Origin of the sequence: Desulfovibrio sp., assembly GCF_034006445.1 — a bacterium.
Lineage (GTDB): Bacteria > Desulfobacterota > Desulfovibrionia > Desulfovibrionales > Desulfovibrionaceae > Desulfovibrio.
Genome location: NZ_JAVESS010000025.1, coordinates 1 through 17,152, shown reverse-complemented (window position 1 = coordinate 17,152; position 17,152 = coordinate 1). Strand labels below are relative to the sequence as shown.

11 protein-coding genes are annotated in these 17,152 nt (G+C 55.4%); 7 read left to right on the top strand and 4 right to left on the bottom strand.

Annotation, left to right across the window (positions count from 1 at the left end; all coding sequences use genetic code 11):
* Positions 1-573 precede the first annotated feature (573 nt).
* Positions 574-3,531 (bottom strand): excinuclease ABC subunit UvrA, encoded by a 2,958-nt coding sequence (gene uvrA / locus RBR41_RS13310; protein ID WP_320353133.1) that lies wholly within the window; start codon positions 3,529-3,531, stop codon positions 574-576.
* A gap of 570 nt (positions 3,532-4,101) precedes the next feature.
* Between uvrA and RBR41_RS13305 the strand changes: the two genes are divergently transcribed.
* From RBR41_RS13305 to RBR41_RS13280, 6 genes are all read left to right on the top strand, one after another.
* Entirely contained in the window at positions 4,102-4,413 is a 312-nt protein-coding gene (locus RBR41_RS13305) for a hypothetical protein (RefSeq protein WP_320353132.1), read from the top strand.
* A 201-nt stretch (positions 4,414-4,614) separates the two neighbouring features.
* The gene (locus RBR41_RS13300; RefSeq protein WP_320353131.1) at positions 4,615-5,766 is read left to right on the top strand and encodes an iron-containing alcohol dehydrogenase; all 1,152 of its coding nucleotides are present in this window, start codon (positions 4,615-4,617) and stop codon (positions 5,764-5,766) included.
* A gap of 260 nt (positions 5,767-6,026) precedes the next feature.
* Positions 6,027-7,556 carry an aldehyde dehydrogenase family protein gene (locus RBR41_RS13295; protein ID WP_320353130.1) on the top strand — a complete coding sequence of 510 codons (1,530 nt, stop codon included), beginning with the start codon at positions 6,027-6,029 and terminating at the stop codon, positions 7,554-7,556.
* Positions 7,557-7,870: 314 nt separating this feature from the next.
* Complete coding sequence (locus RBR41_RS13290) at positions 7,871-9,244, top strand: MFS transporter (RefSeq protein ID WP_320353128.1); 1,374 nt, start codon at positions 7,871-7,873, stop codon at positions 9,242-9,244.
* A 419-nt stretch (positions 9,245-9,663) separates the two neighbouring features.
* Entirely contained in the window at positions 9,664-10,359 is a 696-nt protein-coding gene (locus RBR41_RS13285; RefSeq protein WP_320353127.1) for a Crp/Fnr family transcriptional regulator, read from the top strand.
* Positions 10,360-11,013: 654 nt separating this feature from the next.
* Positions 11,014-11,652, top strand: coding sequence for a hypothetical protein (locus RBR41_RS13280; protein WP_320353126.1), 639 nt, complete (start codon positions 11,014-11,016; stop codon positions 11,650-11,652).
* Positions 11,653-12,086: 434 nt separating this feature from the next.
* Here the strand turns inward: RBR41_RS13280 and RBR41_RS13275 are convergent, their stop codons facing one another.
* Positions 12,087-12,677, bottom strand: a complete 591-nt coding sequence (locus tag RBR41_RS13275) for a TrmH family RNA methyltransferase (RefSeq protein ID WP_320353125.1) — start codon at positions 12,675-12,677, stop codon at positions 12,087-12,089.
* Positions 12,678-12,801: 124 nt separating this feature from the next.
* On the opposite strand from RBR41_RS13275, the gene RBR41_RS13270 reads away from it, so the two are divergent.
* The gene (locus RBR41_RS13270; RefSeq protein ID WP_320353124.1) at positions 12,802-14,235 is read left to right on the top strand and encodes a sodium:proton antiporter; all 1,434 of its coding nucleotides are present in this window, start codon (positions 12,802-12,804) and stop codon (positions 14,233-14,235) included.
* A 306-nt stretch (positions 14,236-14,541) separates the two neighbouring features.
* On the opposite strand, the gene RBR41_RS13265 is transcribed toward RBR41_RS13270, so the two are convergent.
* Together RBR41_RS13265 and RBR41_RS13260 are read right to left on the bottom strand one after the other, a co-directional pair.
* Complete coding sequence (locus RBR41_RS13265; RefSeq protein WP_320353123.1) at positions 14,542-15,261, bottom strand: hypothetical protein; 720 nt, start codon at positions 15,259-15,261, stop codon at positions 14,542-14,544.
* 349 nt (positions 15,262-15,610) lie between these two features.
* On the bottom strand, positions 15,611-16,888 hold the full coding sequence (locus tag RBR41_RS13260) for a YIP1 family protein (protein WP_320353122.1): 1,278 nt from the start codon (positions 16,886-16,888) through the stop codon (positions 15,611-15,613).
* Between the last annotated feature and the right edge of the window lie 264 nt (positions 16,889-17,152).

The window sequence follows — 17,152 nt, the reverse complement described above, 5'->3', positions numbered from 1 at the left end:
AGTACACTCCTGCTTCAAAAAAGATCGCGCCTTGCCAAACGAAACAACTGCGCGTTTCCAGAAGGCTCTTTAATCAGTGCTTCCCTGCCCTCTCTAATTTCTCACCCCCACAGTCTCCGTTCCTCCTCCTTTTGCTTACCTTCTAAACCGAAACCACCCGCAAATTTGCGGGTGGTTTCTTTTTGCTGACAAGCACGGATGCGGGGGGGGGGAACAGCGTACGCCTGCCGACTGTGTTGGCCGACGGCCCGATAACTATACCCCAGGAACGACTGGCTGCCCTGAGCGATGGCGTGACGCCTGAAAGCCTGTGTATCCGAATCAGATTAGCACAGAAATGCGTCACATTTCAATGCTGTCATCTACACCACGTTGCGGCGCGCTGCACTTCCGCGCAGCATCAGAGCATGTAACCCCTCGTTCCAGAACAAAAAACTCTTTGTACCACACAACAATAAAAGTTTTAGGGGGTGGGGGCGTGGGGGAGGAGACCCTTTTTCAAAAGGGTCCCTCCCCCACAAAGTCTCTCCTCCCACAAAGCATTCCAAAGACTCTCCGCTCCAGAGCGTGTCGTCACGAGCGCCTCTTGATCCTGTCCAGACGTTCCTGCATGAGAAAGCGCCCGGTAACGGAATTGGGGTCAGCCACGATGGCCTCCGGCGTTCCGGCAGAAACGATGAGGCCACCGTTTTCACCGCCGCCCGGCCCCATATCCAGCACGTGGTCAGAGGCGAGGATCATGTCTGTATTGTGTTCAATGACCACCACGCTGGCTCCCCTGTCCACCAGTGCGTGCAGCACCTTGATGAGCTTGCCCACCTCGTGCATGTGGAGGCCCGTGGTGGGCTCGTCCAGAATATACATGGTGCCCGGCAGCGAGCGCTTGCCCAGTTCACGCGAGATCTTGATGCGCTGCGCCTCGCCGCCCGAAAGCGTGGTGGCGGGCTGCCCAAGCCGCAGGTATTCCAGGCCGACCTCTTCCAGCACGGCAAGGCGGCGCTCCAGTGCGGGATAGTTCTGAAACAGATCCCTGGCCTGGCTCACGGTAAGGTTGAGCACCTCGGCGATGTTCAGCCCCTTGTAGCGCACTTCAAGGGTTTCATGGTTGTAGCGCTTGCCCTTGCACACGTCGCAGGTGACGTAAACGTCCGGCAGAAAATGCATTTCCACCCGAATCTGCCCGTCGCCGCCGCAGGCTTCGCACCGGCCCCCGCGCACGTTGAAGCTGAAGCGCCCCGGCTTGTAGCCGCGTTTGCGGGCGTCCTGCGTCATGGCGAAGATATTGCGTATCTCGTCGAATATCTTGGTATAGGTGGCCGGATTGGAGCGCGGGGTGCGCCCGATGGGCGTCTGGTCAATGGCCACGATGCGCTCAATGGGGGCAGCGCCGTCTTCGTAGACCAGACCGCCGATGGTGCCGGGCTGATCCACCCGCAGCCCCAGGTTCAGGGCCAGGTGTTTGTACAGCGTGTCCACCACCAGCGAGCTTTTGCCGGAGCCGGAAACCCCGGTCACGCAGGTCAGCACGCCGAGGGGGATGCGGCATTCCACATTGCGCAGATTGTTGGTGGTCACGTTGTGCAGCACAAGCCAGCCCTGCGGGTCACGCCGGGCGTCGGGCAGGGCAATGGTGTCGTCCCCGCGCAGATAGCGGGCCGTGAGCGTATCGGCCTTTGCAAGCAGATCGTCCACGCTGCCCTGAAACATGATGTCGCCGCCGTGCGCGCCCGAGCCGGGGCCAAGCTCGATGACCGTATCGGCCTCGCAGATGGTGGCCTCGTCGTGCTCCACCACCAGCACTGTGTTGCCCCGCGCCTGAAGGGAGCGCAGCGTGCCCAGGAGCCGCTCGTTGTCGCGCGGGTGCAGCCCGATGGAAGGCTCGTCCAGCACATAGGTCACGCCCACAAGGCCGGAGCCAAGCTGGCTTGCCAGCCTGATGCGCTGGGCCTCGCCGCCGGACAAGGTGGACATGGAGCGCCCAAGGGACAGGTATTCCAGCCCCACGCTGCGCATGAAGGACAGACGGTGCGTCAGCTCCTTCATGAGCGGCTCGGCTATGACCACATGACGGCCCGAAAACTCGCGCTTTTCCAGCCACTCCAGGGCGCGCTCCACCGAAAGGTTGCAGAAGGCCGCGATATTGAGGTCGTCCACGCGCACCGAAAGCGCGTTGGGATTGAGCCGTGCGCCCTTGCAGTCGGGGCAGTCCATGGTCTGCCGATAGCGCGAAAGGGCCTCGCGCCAGGCATCGCCGTACTGCATGCCGCTTTCCAGCAGGGGGATGACGCCGGGCCAGCGCTTGTCATTGACGCTCACGTCGCCCATGCTTCTGGCGGCGGTGAAGTGTTCGCTCTGGTAGTCGCCCCCGGCCCCAAGAGCCACGTTGCCGCCCATCCAGTTGCGACGCAGACCCAGGGACGAGCGCGCGGGACGGCCCTTTTCGTCCTCGCCGTAAAAAAGCGCGGCCAGGGCGTCTTCAGAAAAATCTTCCAGCGGCGTGGACAAGGTGAACTTGAAGCGCTTGCCCAGAGCTTTGAGCGCGTCTTCATAGCGACTGAACATCTTGCCCGTGGCCCAGGGCAACAGTACGCCCGTATTGAGAGAAAGCCCCATATTGGGCGCAACGAGCCGTGGCTCAAAGTAGTCCACACCGCCAAGGCCCACGCAGCGCGGGCAGGCTCCCTGCGGCCCGTTGAAGGAGAAAAGCTGCGGGCTTGGCGCAGGCAGGGAAATGCGGCAGTGCGTGCAGACAGAGGAGGTGGAGTGCGTGGTGTCGGCCTCTTCACCCGCAGCCGCCTTGTCGGGCAAATGCACCACAAGGCGGCCCTCGCCATAGCGCAGGGCCAGTTCCACAGAGTCGGCCAGGCGGCCCCGGATGCCGTCCTTGTTCACCAGGCGGTCCACCACAAGGTCAATGCTGTGCTTTTTGTTTTTGTCCAGAACGGGCACGTCATCCAGAGTGCAAAAAACGCCGTTGACCCGCACGCGGGCAAAGCCCTCGGCCTTGAGCTTTTTGAACTTGTCCTGATGGGTGCCTTTTTGCATCTCGACCAGCGGAGCCAGCACCATAAACTTGGTGCCCTGCGGCAGGGCCAGAATATCTGAAATGATTTCGTCCGCAGCGCGCGCCTCAATGGGGCGTCCGCACTGGGGGCAGTACATGCGGCCAAGCCTGGCAAAAAACACGCGCAAAAAGTCGTAAATCTCCGTCACCGTGCCCACGGTGGAACGCGGGTTGCGCGAGACGCTTTGCTGCTCAAGGGATATGGCAGGAGAAAGCCCTTCAATCTTTTCCACGTCTGGCTTGTCCATCTGGGGCAAAAACTGACGCGCGTAGGCAGAAAGGGATTCCACATAGCGGCGCTGCCCCTCGGCATAGACAATATCAAAAGCCAGCGTGGACTTGCCGGACCCGGAAGGCCCGCAAATGACCACCAGCTCATCGCGCGGTATGTCCAGACTGATGTCTTTGAGGTTGTGCTGCCGGGCCTTTTCAATATGTATGCAAGGTTTTTTGGTGCTGGTGTTCATGTGGGCATATGTAAGCGCGCTGGGGCCGATTGGCAAGATGGCCCAGGCCCATTGAGGCCACCCGCATTGGTGAAGACCGCGCCAATGGCGCTATTTTGATGCTGAAACAAAAGTTGAGAACAAACCACTGAGCCCTGCGTTTTTTGCCGGCAATGAAGCCGCCTATTTGCGCAACAGCATGAAAGGAAAGGTGTTACCTGGCGTACGGTAGCGACGCGACCCATCGCTTACGGAAAGGAACAGCATTCTTGCCAGCCCCCACGCGGCACGGGGGCGCTGGCACCACCGCGCAATCCTTTGCGACGTTTTCATGTGGGATAACAGCCCGCCAGCCAGACGTGAGAGCCAACTGCTCATTGCATCACCGTACCCCCACGTTCAGCCAAAACTCTTTTGCGCCCAGCTGCCAGTCACTACGCGCACGCCCTTGCAATCACCTGACGCCCTCTACAGCTGCATCCTCGAACGGAAAACCATACACATCCACGGGCAGAGGCATTTTGATACAGAGCCCGGTTTACCGGTCACTACGCGGTTACTGCCGTCCGTTCCCAAGCCGGCGGACGCTTTTTGCAATGGTGTATCAAGCCTCTGCCCCTTTGGTCAGGCGCAATCGTAAGCAACTTAGAGCATTTTTCTTTTGAAACACTCTTTGTTTCAACGCATCATTCTGGCGGAAAACGTGGTTTTCGCCGGAATCCACGCCACTTCGTGGCGACTGCCGCCTTCGCGCCAGCAGAGCAATTTCAAAGAGAAATTGCTCTAAAGAACGTTCCCAACCGCGCTGGGTACACCAACGACAAGGTCGGCGGCGCATGGCGTAACACCTCTTTACGCAATACGGGCCATTGCATGGCAATTTTCTTAAAGACAATGAAGTAACAGGGTTAAAAGAGTTTATTGCACACATACTCTTTATCGGGAACTTTTTTGCACATTTTTGGGGTCATGTAGCATTTGCAATAGAACCCAGCGGCAGAAAAAACATAATGCTTTACTTAGAAAAAGCGTGGCAGCTTGTGAGTATACCCCGGTTTTCGTCTGTAAAACTGGGCATCTGTTAATGACAAGGAGAATTTGACCATGGTTTCAATATTCCAAACCATCAGCAGAATTGTATATGGGCAAGGGGCAATCAGCAAACTGGGCGATGAAGTAAAACGCCTGGGCTGCAAGCGTGTGCTTATAATGACCGACAAGGGTCTCATCAACGCCGGGCTGCACAACACTCTGCTGGCAGCGTTGCAAGAAGCTGACATTACGGCCGACGTGTTCAGCGATGTAGAGCTTGATCCCACTCCGGAATCCATAGAGAAGGCTGCTGAGGTTGTCTCGCAGGTTAAGGCGGACATCATTATTGGCTTTGGTGGCGGAAGCGCCTTGGACAGCGCTAAGGCCACAGCCCTGTTGGCCAAACATGGCGGAAAGCTTGAGCGCTTTTTTGGCATGCATCTGGTGCCTTCGGAGTGCCTGCCAACAATCTTGATTCCTACAACGGCTGGCACTGGCAGCGAAATGACTTCCATCGCGGTACTTGGCGACAAAGAAACCAATTCCAAGAAGGGGATCGTCAGCGACTATCTTTACGCCAAAGTGGTTTTGCTTGATCCTGATCTGACCCTGAAACTTCCCCAGTACTACACTGCCATCACAGGTCTGGATGCTTTGGTGCACGCCATGGAGTCTTTTGTAAACACAAACGCTACTCCATTTACCGACGCTCCAAACATACACGCCATACGCCTCATCTCGGACAACATCAGACTGGCCTATACCAACGGCAACAACCGCAGCGCGCGAGCAGCCATGCTTTATGCGGCTTCCATATGCGGCATGGGTTTTTCCAACACTCAGAACGGCGTTATCCACGCCATCGGCATGGCTGTTCCGGCCAATTACCATTTGCCTCATGGACTGCTGATGGCAGCCATCGCCCCCATGGGCATATCCTTCAACGCAATAGCCTCTCCCGAGAAATATGCGACTATTGCCGAATTTCTTGGCAGTGCCCCCCACGGGGCCTCTACTCTTGAAAAAGCCCTGTCAGCTTCCAGGGGATTCTCAGCCCTGTTGAAGGATTTGAATATTGAGCCCGGCCTTGAAGCTCATGGGGTCAAACGGGAGGATATTGCAGGAATTGCAGAAAGAGCAGCGGCTGCTCGCAGGCTTATGGATGGAAATCCACGCCAGGCTACGGCCAGGGATCTTGAAAAGCTTATTACCGAGCATTTTTAGAGCAATTTTACTAGCGATGCTGTCCCCAGCCGTTGAAGACAGCGTGCGTAACGGCTGTGTTTATTCGTTGCAATCGCTGTCGCCATCCGTAAGCCCTTCGGCAACGGCTGCCGCGAAGACAGCACCGCTATATATTTGCGCGGTTACGCGCTGAAGCGAGCGCCTTGGAAGCAATGAGAATGGATATTCTCAAAGCGAAAATGCTTTAAGATTCGGCACTGCACAGTATAATTAAATGCTTTTTTAAACAGGAGTGGAAAATGTCTCAGTTTCCTTATGTTCACATAAAAAATTACATTGACGGGCAATGGCGCATGGAAACGGACTGTGAAACCGCACCCTTGCATAACCCTTCCACAGGGGAACAAATCGGCGAAGTACCCATGTCTGGCGCGGCTACAGCGGAGATGGCCATCGAAACCGCGTATAAGGCCTATACGGTCTGGCGCGATGTTCCTATTGCCAAGCGCGTTTCATACATACACAAACTTCGTGCAGCAATGATACGCGACACAGAAAAACTTGCTCAAAGCATTGCCTATGATCAGGCAAAGCATATTTCAGAGGCAAGAGGGGAGGTCCAGCGCGTGGTTGAACTGCTGGACATGGCTTGCACCACACCGGCACTGATTCAGGGGGACACTCTGGACCAGGTCAGTGCGGCCATTTCCGTAAAAGTTGTAAAGCAGTCCCTTGGAGTTTTTGCAGGGGTAGCCCCGTTCAACTTTCCTGCCCTTGTTTTTGGCTGGTTCATTCCTTTTGCCATAGCTGCCGGAAACACATTTATCTTCAAGCCGTCAACAAAGTCTCCTTTGTTCATGCAACTGGTGTGTGATCTCTTTACCGAAATCGATCTGCCTGCCGGGGTGGTCAATGTCATTCACGGCAACCGCTCCATTCCTGCCACATGGTATGAAGACCCACGGATCGCGGGGGTATGCCTTGTCGGTTCCACGGGAACCGCAAAAAAAATGGCCGCTGGCTGCGCGGCTGGCGCAAAGCGCTCCATGTTGCTGGGCGGCGCCAAAAACATGCTCGTTGTGATGGAAGATGCAAACATAGATGTTTTCATAAAAAATTTCATAAACTCCTGCTACGGTTCCGCAGGTCAAAGATGCCTGGCTGGCTCGATTGTGGGTATTGTCCCGGAGTTGTATGACACCGTAATCGAACGCATGGTTGAGGCCTCCAAAAAGGTTGTTTTTGGTGACGCCTTTGATGAAAAGGTTTACATGGGGCCGCTTATTTCTCGCGAAGCAGTTGAAAATGTTGAAAAATATATTGACATTGCCTTAAACCACGGCAAATGCGAACTCATCCTTGACGGCCGCAATCCGGCTATGCCCGAAAAAAACAAGGCGGGGTATTTTATCGGACCAACGATCATTAAAGACGTCACCCCCTGCAACCCGCTCTTTAAAGATGAAGTCTTCGGGCCATTAGTGGCTGTCACAAAAATTGCCGGGATTGATGATGCTCTGGAGCTGATTCATTCATCTGAATATGGCAATGGAGCTTGCATCTTCACGCAGAGCCTGCATTATGCAGAAAAATTCAGCAAAAAAGCTGACGTTGGGATGGTTGGCATCAATGTGGGCGTTTGTGCCCCGCATCCCTATGCCCCTTTTGGCGGCATTAAAGGCTCCCTGCTTGGAACCAATAAAGTTCAGGGAAAATGCGGCATTGACTTTTTTACCCAGGACAAAGTCACTACTGTCTATTCACAGGGAGCTGAAGAGCAAACGGCTCCCGCTGCGGCTTCAAATGTCAGGTCCTGTGTAGCCTCATAGTACCCCTCCCCCAAAAACACCGTGCCTCAAGCGGGCCATGCGTTTCTTTTGCATGGCCCGCTTTTGCCCATGCCAATCAAGGAACCTTAAAAAAATTCTGAGAAAATTTTAAAATGTCGCATTTGCGATCGAAATAAAAAATGCACATCTGATAATTTCGTTCAAGCTAAAAAACTTTCAGCACCAGCATAAAAAGTTACACCACAAAGGGCGTAACTCGAACAGCATTTGAAATATCCCACAGGCTCGCCACGCCAACACAGGTAACAAGTTTTCAGTCAGTTTTTTAACCTGTATATTGGGGAGAATTTCTCATGGAAAACCCATCAAGCGGCATCAAAGACCATACTGAGGGTACACGGCTTGACCCCAATCTTAAACGCGCTGTCTTGTCATCATTTGTTGGCGCTACACTGGAGTGGTATGATTTCTTCCTGTATGGGGCTGTTGCCGGGCTTGTCTTTGGCAAGCTGTATTTTCCCAATTTTGACCCAGTAGTGAGCACCATTCTGTCGTATGCCACTTTTGCTGTGGGCTATTTGGGACGCGCTCTCGGTGGAATGATTTTTGGCCATTTTGGCGACAAGTTAGGGCGTAAAAAAATGCTGGTTCTCACCCTGCAAATAATGGGAATCGGCACTGCCCTTATTGGTCTTATCCCCACGTATGACCAGGTTGGCATTTGGGCGCCAATTTTGTTGATAATCTGCCGGTTGGCCCAAGGCATTGGCCTTGGAGGAGAATGGGGAGGCGCCATCCTCATGGCCGTTGAGTCTGCCCCGCAAAGCCGGCGTGCCTTTTTTGGAACGTTGCCCCAGGTCGGCCTGGCTGTCGGGCTCTTGCTGGCTTCTGGAGTGATTGGAGCCCTTTCATGGTTCCTTACTGATGAAGCCTTTATGAGGTGGGGGTGGCGGTCTGCTTTTGTCAGCAGCCTGGCCTTGTTGTTTGTCGGCAGCTACATTCGCCAGAAGGTGAGTGAAACAAAAGACTTTGCCGAAGTTAAAGAACGCAATGCCGAAGTCAAATCCCCCCTCATGGCAGCGTTTAAACGTTACCCCAAAATGATGATCGCCTGTATGGGGGCACGATGCATTGATGGGGTGGCCTTTGCCGTATTCAGTGTTTATTCGCTGACTTTTCTTACAAACCATGGCATGGATCGCTCGGCAGCGCTTATGGTCGTGACTCTGGCCTCGCTGTTCATGGGCATATGTATGCCACTCTGGGGTGTTTTTGCTGACAAGGTCGGCAAAACCACGGTGTTTGGTACAAATGCTTTTATCCTCAGCATAGTGTCCTTTATTGTGTTTTGGCTTTTCAAAGAATTCAGCAACAACTTCATCATCGTGGTCCTCGCTCTGGGAGGCTCCTTCGGAGTAATTTACTCTGGCATCTTTGGCATCATGTCCAGCATGTTCTCTGACAGCTTTGAGCCGTCGGTGCGCTATTCGGCCATTTCTTTCGTATATCAGGTTTCTGGCATTCCCACCGCTGGCTTTGCCCCGATGGTAGCCACGTTTCTGGTTGCCGCAAATGGAGGCGAACCATGGTACTTGTGCATGTACCTTGCTGGAATAGGCATCATGAGCGCCCTTTGTTGCGTCTGGATGACACGCCTGAAGAAAAGCGGTTATTGCGACAGTGACACTTTCAGCATGACGGGTGCCGTTTTGCAGGCCAACACATAGAGATGTCAGATATTGCAATTTGATTGACGTCATAACACTCAACCAGGACCCACATTTGCATCTTTGATACCCCTGTATTATTTATAACCGGGTGCGTGCGAATGTGGGTCTAATACCATTAGGCATAACAAAGCCTTAGACATTTTACCTTGAAATGTTCAGGCTGCTTCGCAAACAAACGCCGCCGGGCAGAGGCGCGAGCGCAACACCAGCCAGTGAATGCTTCCACCATCATGAAAGGCTGTACAAAAATACAGCATTGCCAGCTTGTGCACGTTAAACTTCCGCAAAGGGCGTGTCTTGAATCGTGAAAAATCTGCAAACTCAGAGTTAACCAGACCTTGCTGAATCAGAGAATAGTCTTGCGGGCGCATACCAATTCATGTGGGTAGGCGTAACGCCTGCAAAAGGAGTTCTGTATGGGGGCTTCTACAACACAAGACAAGGAATTGGCGCAACTTGGACATGTATCCAACTTAAATCGCGAGTGGGAAGAAGTCCTGCATTTTGCTACAAAACGCCAGTATCCAAAAGGAACAACAATAGCCTATAAAAAAGGTGCAGGGATGTACTATCTCGCATCAGGCATGGTTACGATATCGTATTTTTCATCTTGCGGCAGGGAGCGGTTGGCGCTTTGCATTAATCCGGGCTGCTTATTCAATGAAGCGCGTACTGTTTCTGGGTACGAACCGGCTGGACGTTTTTTATGTATTACTGACACCACATTATACCGTTTTCCACTGGATCTATTGGCTTCACAGGACTTTATACGCACCTACCCCCACCTTATTACCAACTTGATGCGATCCATGGGAATGAAGATGCTGATTCATTATACGTTTCTCGCAAGCATGGGAACAGAAGAACCAGTAATTCACCTTAGCCGATTTATCCTTAGCCTGTTTCGAAAGCACCAGTTGCAAAAGAATTTCCCTTGCGGCATGACGCAACAGGAGGTGGCAAACCTGCTGGGAATTCATCGAGCGACCCTGGCGCGTGCAATTGTAGAGTTAAAAGAAAAAAATATAATTACCAAATTTACCCGTAACGAAGTTTGCATCAACAACATTGACGACCTGCGAAACATGGCGGACTTAGAGCTTGACGCATAGTGTCGCAAGTAAAAATAACATATATCATCCTGTTTGCATCACGCATATGACATCTTCCGCAATGGTGATTCCTGTTATGTGGGCACAAAATGGCTCCATAAAGGACATTGTAGAATATTCTTCCCCACCTGAATTGCAGAAAATCCTATCACCATTTGATGGTACAGTAATTTTATATATAATTCTTGCATGCTGTTTTCCGGATGGGACGCAGTCGCTTTTTTGTGGGCAATGATCTGGGCATGTCGGCACAATTCAAAGAAATAACAGCCATTAATTTTTAGAAAAATTTGCCCAATTTCACGGTTACATAATTCTGACCATTACGGGAACAGGCATCACGGGAAAACGTGAATCCTGGCTATCTGCTCCGGTAAGCGCCAAGGCGGGCGTTTAAAAAACGCCAAGAATACATACCCACGACCGCAATCCGTTCTGGGCGCCCCTTACAGTACCCTCCATCGCTGTCCCTTGCATGGCTGCAACCCTCCGCCTCTGTGCCCTAAAGACGCACGTTAGAGCATTTACACTTATTCAAAGGTAAAATGCTCTATCTCTTCTCACCTCTGCGTGGACAAAAAATCATAAAGGCGGTATAAATTTTTTTACGAACCGCAGGCCCATCAAACCGACCTGCGACAGGGAGCATACACTATGGTTTACCAACGCGCACACACACTCTTTCTTGCCCTGGCTCTTGCTGTTTTTTCCGCTTTGGCCTTCGAGCACGCGCCTGCCATGGCGGCCGCGCCCGAACGCAACGCACGGGAATTTTTTACAAGCCTGCCTGAAAGCATTTTTGAAAATACTCCTGAAGGCCTGAGTCCCGCCGAAAAACAAAAACTGCTGACCAACGGACAGTCCGATTTTTGGGAAATAGCGGGCGAGACTGAAGACATCATGGTCTTCGCCAATCTGCCCTTTCATGACATTGCGGTAGCCCTGCGCCTTTTCCGGCACAGCAACGACGCGTCGGTGGACGCCGCCATAGGGACCCTGGGCGGCTCGGTCTGCACCGTGGAACTGTGGCGCATGGACGCCTCCGGCCGCCTGGTTCCCGTGGACACGCCGCCGGAACCCGCTGTTGAGGAATTTCTGGGCAAAGACCAGAAGCTGCCGCCGGACGTGCAGGCCACGGTCATGATCTGCCTGGGCCTTGGCGGGCTGCGCGCGCAGCCCCTCTTCTGGACCAGCACCGGCATGGCTCATGTGCCTGTGGCCTATGACATCGGCTATCAGTGGAACGGCAAGCGCTTTGAAAAGTACGTGCAGCCGGTCAACGACGCGCAGTAGGGCCTCGGGAGCGCGCGACGGCAGAACAGTGCCTCGTTGAAACGCTTTGTGGGGAACGCTTTGTGGGGGAGGGACGTGACCGATGGGGCGCGGCGACAGAACTGTGCCTCGTTGAAACGCTCTGTGGGGGAGGGACCCTTTTGCAAAAGGGTCTCCTCCCCCACACCCCCTCCCCCCAAAACTCTTATCATACACCGCTCTGGCGGCTACATGCGAACGCCCGCAGTACGGGCTTCAACCCTGGCTGTATGCGCGGGTAAAAGCTGTAGCGGGCGTGGCGCACCCTTTACGGACGCGCACCCTTTGCGGGCGTGGCGCACCCTTTACGGGCGCGTGCTCTCAAGGGCAATGTGCTTTACTGGAAACAGAACGGGCATTTCCTGCACTTCCTGCACTTTCTGCATTTCCTGCACTTTCTGCTTTTTCTGATTTTTCTACTTTTCCAGCCATTCGTCCATCTTGGCCTGCAGCGAGGCCGCGTCCAGGCGTGGCTCTCCGTACATTCCCGCCGCCTCGCGCTGGCGCGCGGCTTCGGAAAGAATGATGGCCGCCGCCACCGAGACATTGAAACTCTGAATCATGCCATACATGGGTATGTAGAGCTCGCCGTCAGCCACATTGAGCAAATCCTGCTCAACGCCGCTGTGTTCGTTGCCCATAATCACCGCCGTGGGGCGCGTAAAGTCCCATTCCCGCAAGGGCCGGGCCGTGGGCGAGCAGGATGTGGCAAGCACCTGCATGCCCTGCCCGCGCAGACTCGTCATCAGCGCTTCACTGTCTTTATGGCGTACGCTTTCCACCCACTTGCGGGCCGAAGCCGAGGTCTTGCGCCCAAGCGCCGGAAAAGGAGTGTTGGTGTAGTACAGGTTCACCTGGCTGACGCCAAAGGCGTCGCACGAGCGGTAGATGGCCGACACATTGTGCGGATCATGAATATTCGCCAGTACCAGAGTCAGGTCGGGCTGGCGGTGGCTTAGCACTTCAAGCAGGCGGGCCTTGCGTCTTTCCGTGGGTTCCTTGGGCATGGGGTCTTCCTTTGCTGTTCTGTTCAGGCCTTGTTATTTCTCAAAAAAAGCTGGCCCAGGCAAGCGCATTGTCTCCATGGCGCATTCAACATATATTATTATGGAAACACGCTGGAGCCTCAACATGCATATCCGAACACTACTTTTCACTCTGCTTCTGCCCTTCTGCCTGCCCTTCTGCCTGCCCACCGCCGCACTGGCCGCCCAAGGGCATCCCACGTTGCCGGGCGCAGGGCTGGATGCCCTCTGGGTCATCCCCTTTGTCTGCATGCTGCTGTCCATAGCCGTCATGCCCCTTGCCGCCCCGCACTTCTGGGAGCGGCATTTCGGCAAAATTTCCGTATTCTGGGGCCTGGCCTTTCTGCTGCCCTGCGCCTTTGCGTTCGGCCCCTCCGTGGCTTTGTACGAGTTGTTGCATATCATCATTCTTGATTACATCCCATTCATCATTCTGCTGTTTTCTCTTTTTACAGTGGCTGGCGGCGTGCGCCTTACGGGATCGCTCACAGGCACGCCCCTGGTCAACGCCGGGATTCTGGCCGTGGGCACAGTCCTTGCCAGCTGGATGGGCACCACCGGAGCGGCCATGCTGCTCATACGGCCCTTGCTGCGGGCCAACGCTCACCGCCGCTACAAGGTACACAGCGTTGTATTCTTCATTTTTCTTGTGGCCAACATCGGCGGCTCCCTGACGCCACTGGGCGACCCGCCGCTGTTTCTGGGGTTCCTGAAAGGAGTCAGCTTTTTTTGGACAACCACCAACCTCTTTCTGAAAACCCTTCTGCTCTCCGTCGTCCTGCTGCTCATCTACCTTGCCCTTGACGCACTACTGTTCGCCAGAGAAGGCAGGCCCCTTCCCGCATGCTCACGGGCAGGCGCAACCGAAAAACTCGGGCTTGAGGGCAAGGTCAACCTGCTGCTTCTGGCTGGAATCGTTCTGGCTGTGCTGCTGTCCGGCCTGTTCCGCCTTGGCACGGCGATAGAGGTCTACGGTGTGCCCCTTGAAGGGCAGAATATGGCGCGCGACCTTGCGCTGCTGGCCCTGGCCTGGCTCTCGCTGCGGCTTACCAGCCCTGCCAGCCGCGACGCCAACGGATTTTCCTGGGCCCCCATTGAAGAAGTCGCCAAGCTTTTTCTGGGCATCTTCGTCAGCATGATTCCGGCCATAGCCATCCTGAAAGCCGGAACCGACGGCGCGCTCGCGGGACTCATCCAGCTTGTCTCCAGCAACGGCCAGCCCGACAATGCCATGTATTTCTGGCTCACGGGCGTGCTCTCAAGCTTTTTGGACAACGCCCCCACCTACGTGGTCTTTTTTAACACCGCCGGAGGCGACGCCCAAACCCTCATGCGCGACGCCCCAGCCACCCTTGCCGCCATATCGGCCGGAGCCGTGTTTATGGGAGCCAATACCTACATCGGCAATGCCCCCAACTTTATGGTGCGGGCCATAGCCGAAAACCAGGGCGTGCGCATGCCCGGCTTTTTCGGCTATATGCTCTGGTCCGGCTGCGTGCTGCTGCCCCTTTTTCTGCTGCTTACATGGCTGTTTTTCTAGAGCGCTACCGCGCTGGAATGCCTTGTGGGGGAGGGACCCTTTTGGAAAAGGGTCTCCTCCCCCACACCCCCTCCCCCTAAAACTTTTATCGTAGTTTTAGGATCTTAAACGGCGGTTCCAAAGGCAACGGTTTTCAGGCACGGCACCATCACAATAGTTATCTGTACCAACACGCCCCCTTTGAGAAGGTTTCTTCTCAAAGGGGGCGTGTTGTAATTGTTATTGCTTGGCCGTGTGGATACGCCGCGCTTTCGCGCCGGGCGTCTACGCACGCGACCGTCAGACTGCGTTAAATGCGCCCTTGCGTTAAAATGCCTTGGACTTGAACATATCCGTCCACGAAGAATCCCTTGGGGCCGGATGGCTCGGATCAACCCAGCCCAGAACCTGACGTCCCATATCCCAGGCCAGGGTGCGGGCAATGAGGCTTGAAGGGTCTTCGGGATTCACTTCCGTTATGGAAAAAAGATAAAAATCATGCACCTGGCGCGCATCCATAAGCCCGCCCTGCGCCATGGACCACACAACCGTGCCTGTCTTCACGTCATAGACTTCCATGGCCAGCGAAAGCGAACTGGTGCCGCCGGATCCGCCATCCATGTAGTGATTGATATAGCCGCTCACCAGCATCTGCGCCCCGCGCGCCCTGGCAATGGCAAGCGCGCGCTGCGGCTCGAAAGGCGCGGCGCTGGTATCATACTCAAGAGCGGAAAAGGCGTTGAGCGACAGCCACACCTGCCATATCTGGCGCGAAAACATGTTGCTGAAGGTAACGGCGTTGGACATCTGCTGCACCGTCCGCAAAGGAACAAAAAGCGCTGTGGGCCGATACCCCAGTGGCTCTCTCGGCCGAACGTAAATGGCTGGCGGCTGGCGGCGCACAAAATTGCTGACCTGCACCTGAATGGGCATGCTCAGATCTCCCGTCACGCCGCGCTCTGTACGACTCGTGTCATCGGGCGCTCTGGAGCAGCCCGCCACCAAAAACAGCAGCAGGCAAAACACCGCTGCAAACAGGATACGCATCCGGGGCCAAGCCGTATCCTCAAAACTCCGGCCACGCCACGCGCCTGAAACTGAAGGGCAGGTATGCATAGTGTTCTCCTGACGTGAAACCAACCGGGCAGGCTGTCCCTCAGGGCAGAGCGCCGTTGATAATTGTTTTCTGACCAACACGGTTTTTCTTAATCTGTCTCCGTTGCGGCCCCGTTTGCGCGGCAGGCGCATGCGTCCTTACGCAGACGTGACGCAACGCCAGTATTCTGGCAGTTGCCAAAAGCGTGCCATAATAATCAACATGGCCGCTCCGCCGCCAGATGCAGACGGTGGAACGGCCATGACGCTTGTGGATCAGGCGATGGTCCGGCTTGCCCGGTCACATGCGGGCAGCCTGAAATATCTGGAGAAGCAGGGGCGCTATCAGCAGAATGACCGGAGCCAGCCCCATGAGCGTTTGCGGCCATGTAAGCCTGAGCGCCGCGCGGCAGCCAATCAGCACGCAGGCCACCATCCAGACAAAACCCACCAGAGAGCCCAGCAAAGGCACCACGCACAAGAGCGTGGGTGCGGCGGCATAGGCCAGAACCTGAAAAACCTGGCCGAAATCGGCACGACGGCCGCGCACAAAACCATAGGTGAAGTTTATGAGCGCACTGAGCACATACAGCTGGATTACGGACATGCCCGTTTTGATCAATATGATCATGGGCAGGCTCATCTGGGGCGAAAGCAGGATGAGCATTTTTTCCAGTTGTGGGTCAGAAGCGGCGCTGGGCGCCATAAGGGACATGAACAGCCCTGACCAGACGCGCTCCACAACGACCTGAACCACGCTCACCAACAGATAAAAAATCAGGGCGCGCATCTGCGACCCATCGGGCCGCACCTGGCTGAAAAGGCGCTGCGTGCTGAACATGACGCGCATGCAGGTATGATAAAAGGCCGGCAGCCAGCCATCTGGCTCCGGGGCTGTTTCCCACGGTATACCGGCTTCGCCGTCATCATACTGGGCGTCATACCCCTCGTGTCCGGCATCACCTTCATGATCGTCCGCAGCATCACCAAGGCGGCGCTTGCGGTCATACGGATCCTCGTCCTCGTCGTAACGGCGGTTCTGTTCTCGCTCATAGGCGCGGCTGGCGTGGGCGCGCGGGTCATCATCATGATCCGCAGGGTCTTCAGGCCCGGCCTTGCCTGCGCCCAAGACCCTCTTTTGCGCGCCGTCCCGCGCAGGGGCCTGTTCCCGCCCACGTGACGCTGTCTCCTGCTGCGCGGCATCGTCTGACCTTGCGTCTTCGCGCGACCATGAGGGGCTTCCGGGAACAATGGCTCCCGGAGGCAGGGGGTCGTCCTCATTGGGATCTCGCGCCGCGCCGGCAGCATCCCGGTATTCATCGGGATCTGGGGGGCTAACGGGATCTGGGGAGTTTGCGGAATCTGGCACATCATGAGAAGCGGGAACCGCGCCCTGATCACGCACGGGGCCGTGGCCTCCGGTTTGCGGCGCATCCGGCAGAACCTCCTGCACGCCGGTATCAGGCGCAAAGCGGAACCGGCAGGAGCAATGGGGGCAGGTGGCGATAACCGCGCGCGCCGGGAGGCGGTCGGCGGGCACTTGGCGGCTGAAGCCGCAACGCGGACACGTAATATTCACAAAGCTTCTCCTGAGTAAACACATCGTAAGGCCATAAAGTGGCATATATAGTATCCACAGGCTTTGCCGCTGGCAAGCGTCCGGAACGGCGTACCCGTGACGCCAAAATCCCCTTGGGAATGGGCTTTTGCTGGCCTGATGCCTGCAAAGGCTGTCACTGCCCCCATCGTTATTTCAAAAACACCTCGCCATAGACCAAAATACCATAAGAGTTTTGGGGGGTGGGGGCGTGGGGGAGGGACCCTTTTTCAAAAGGGTCCCTCC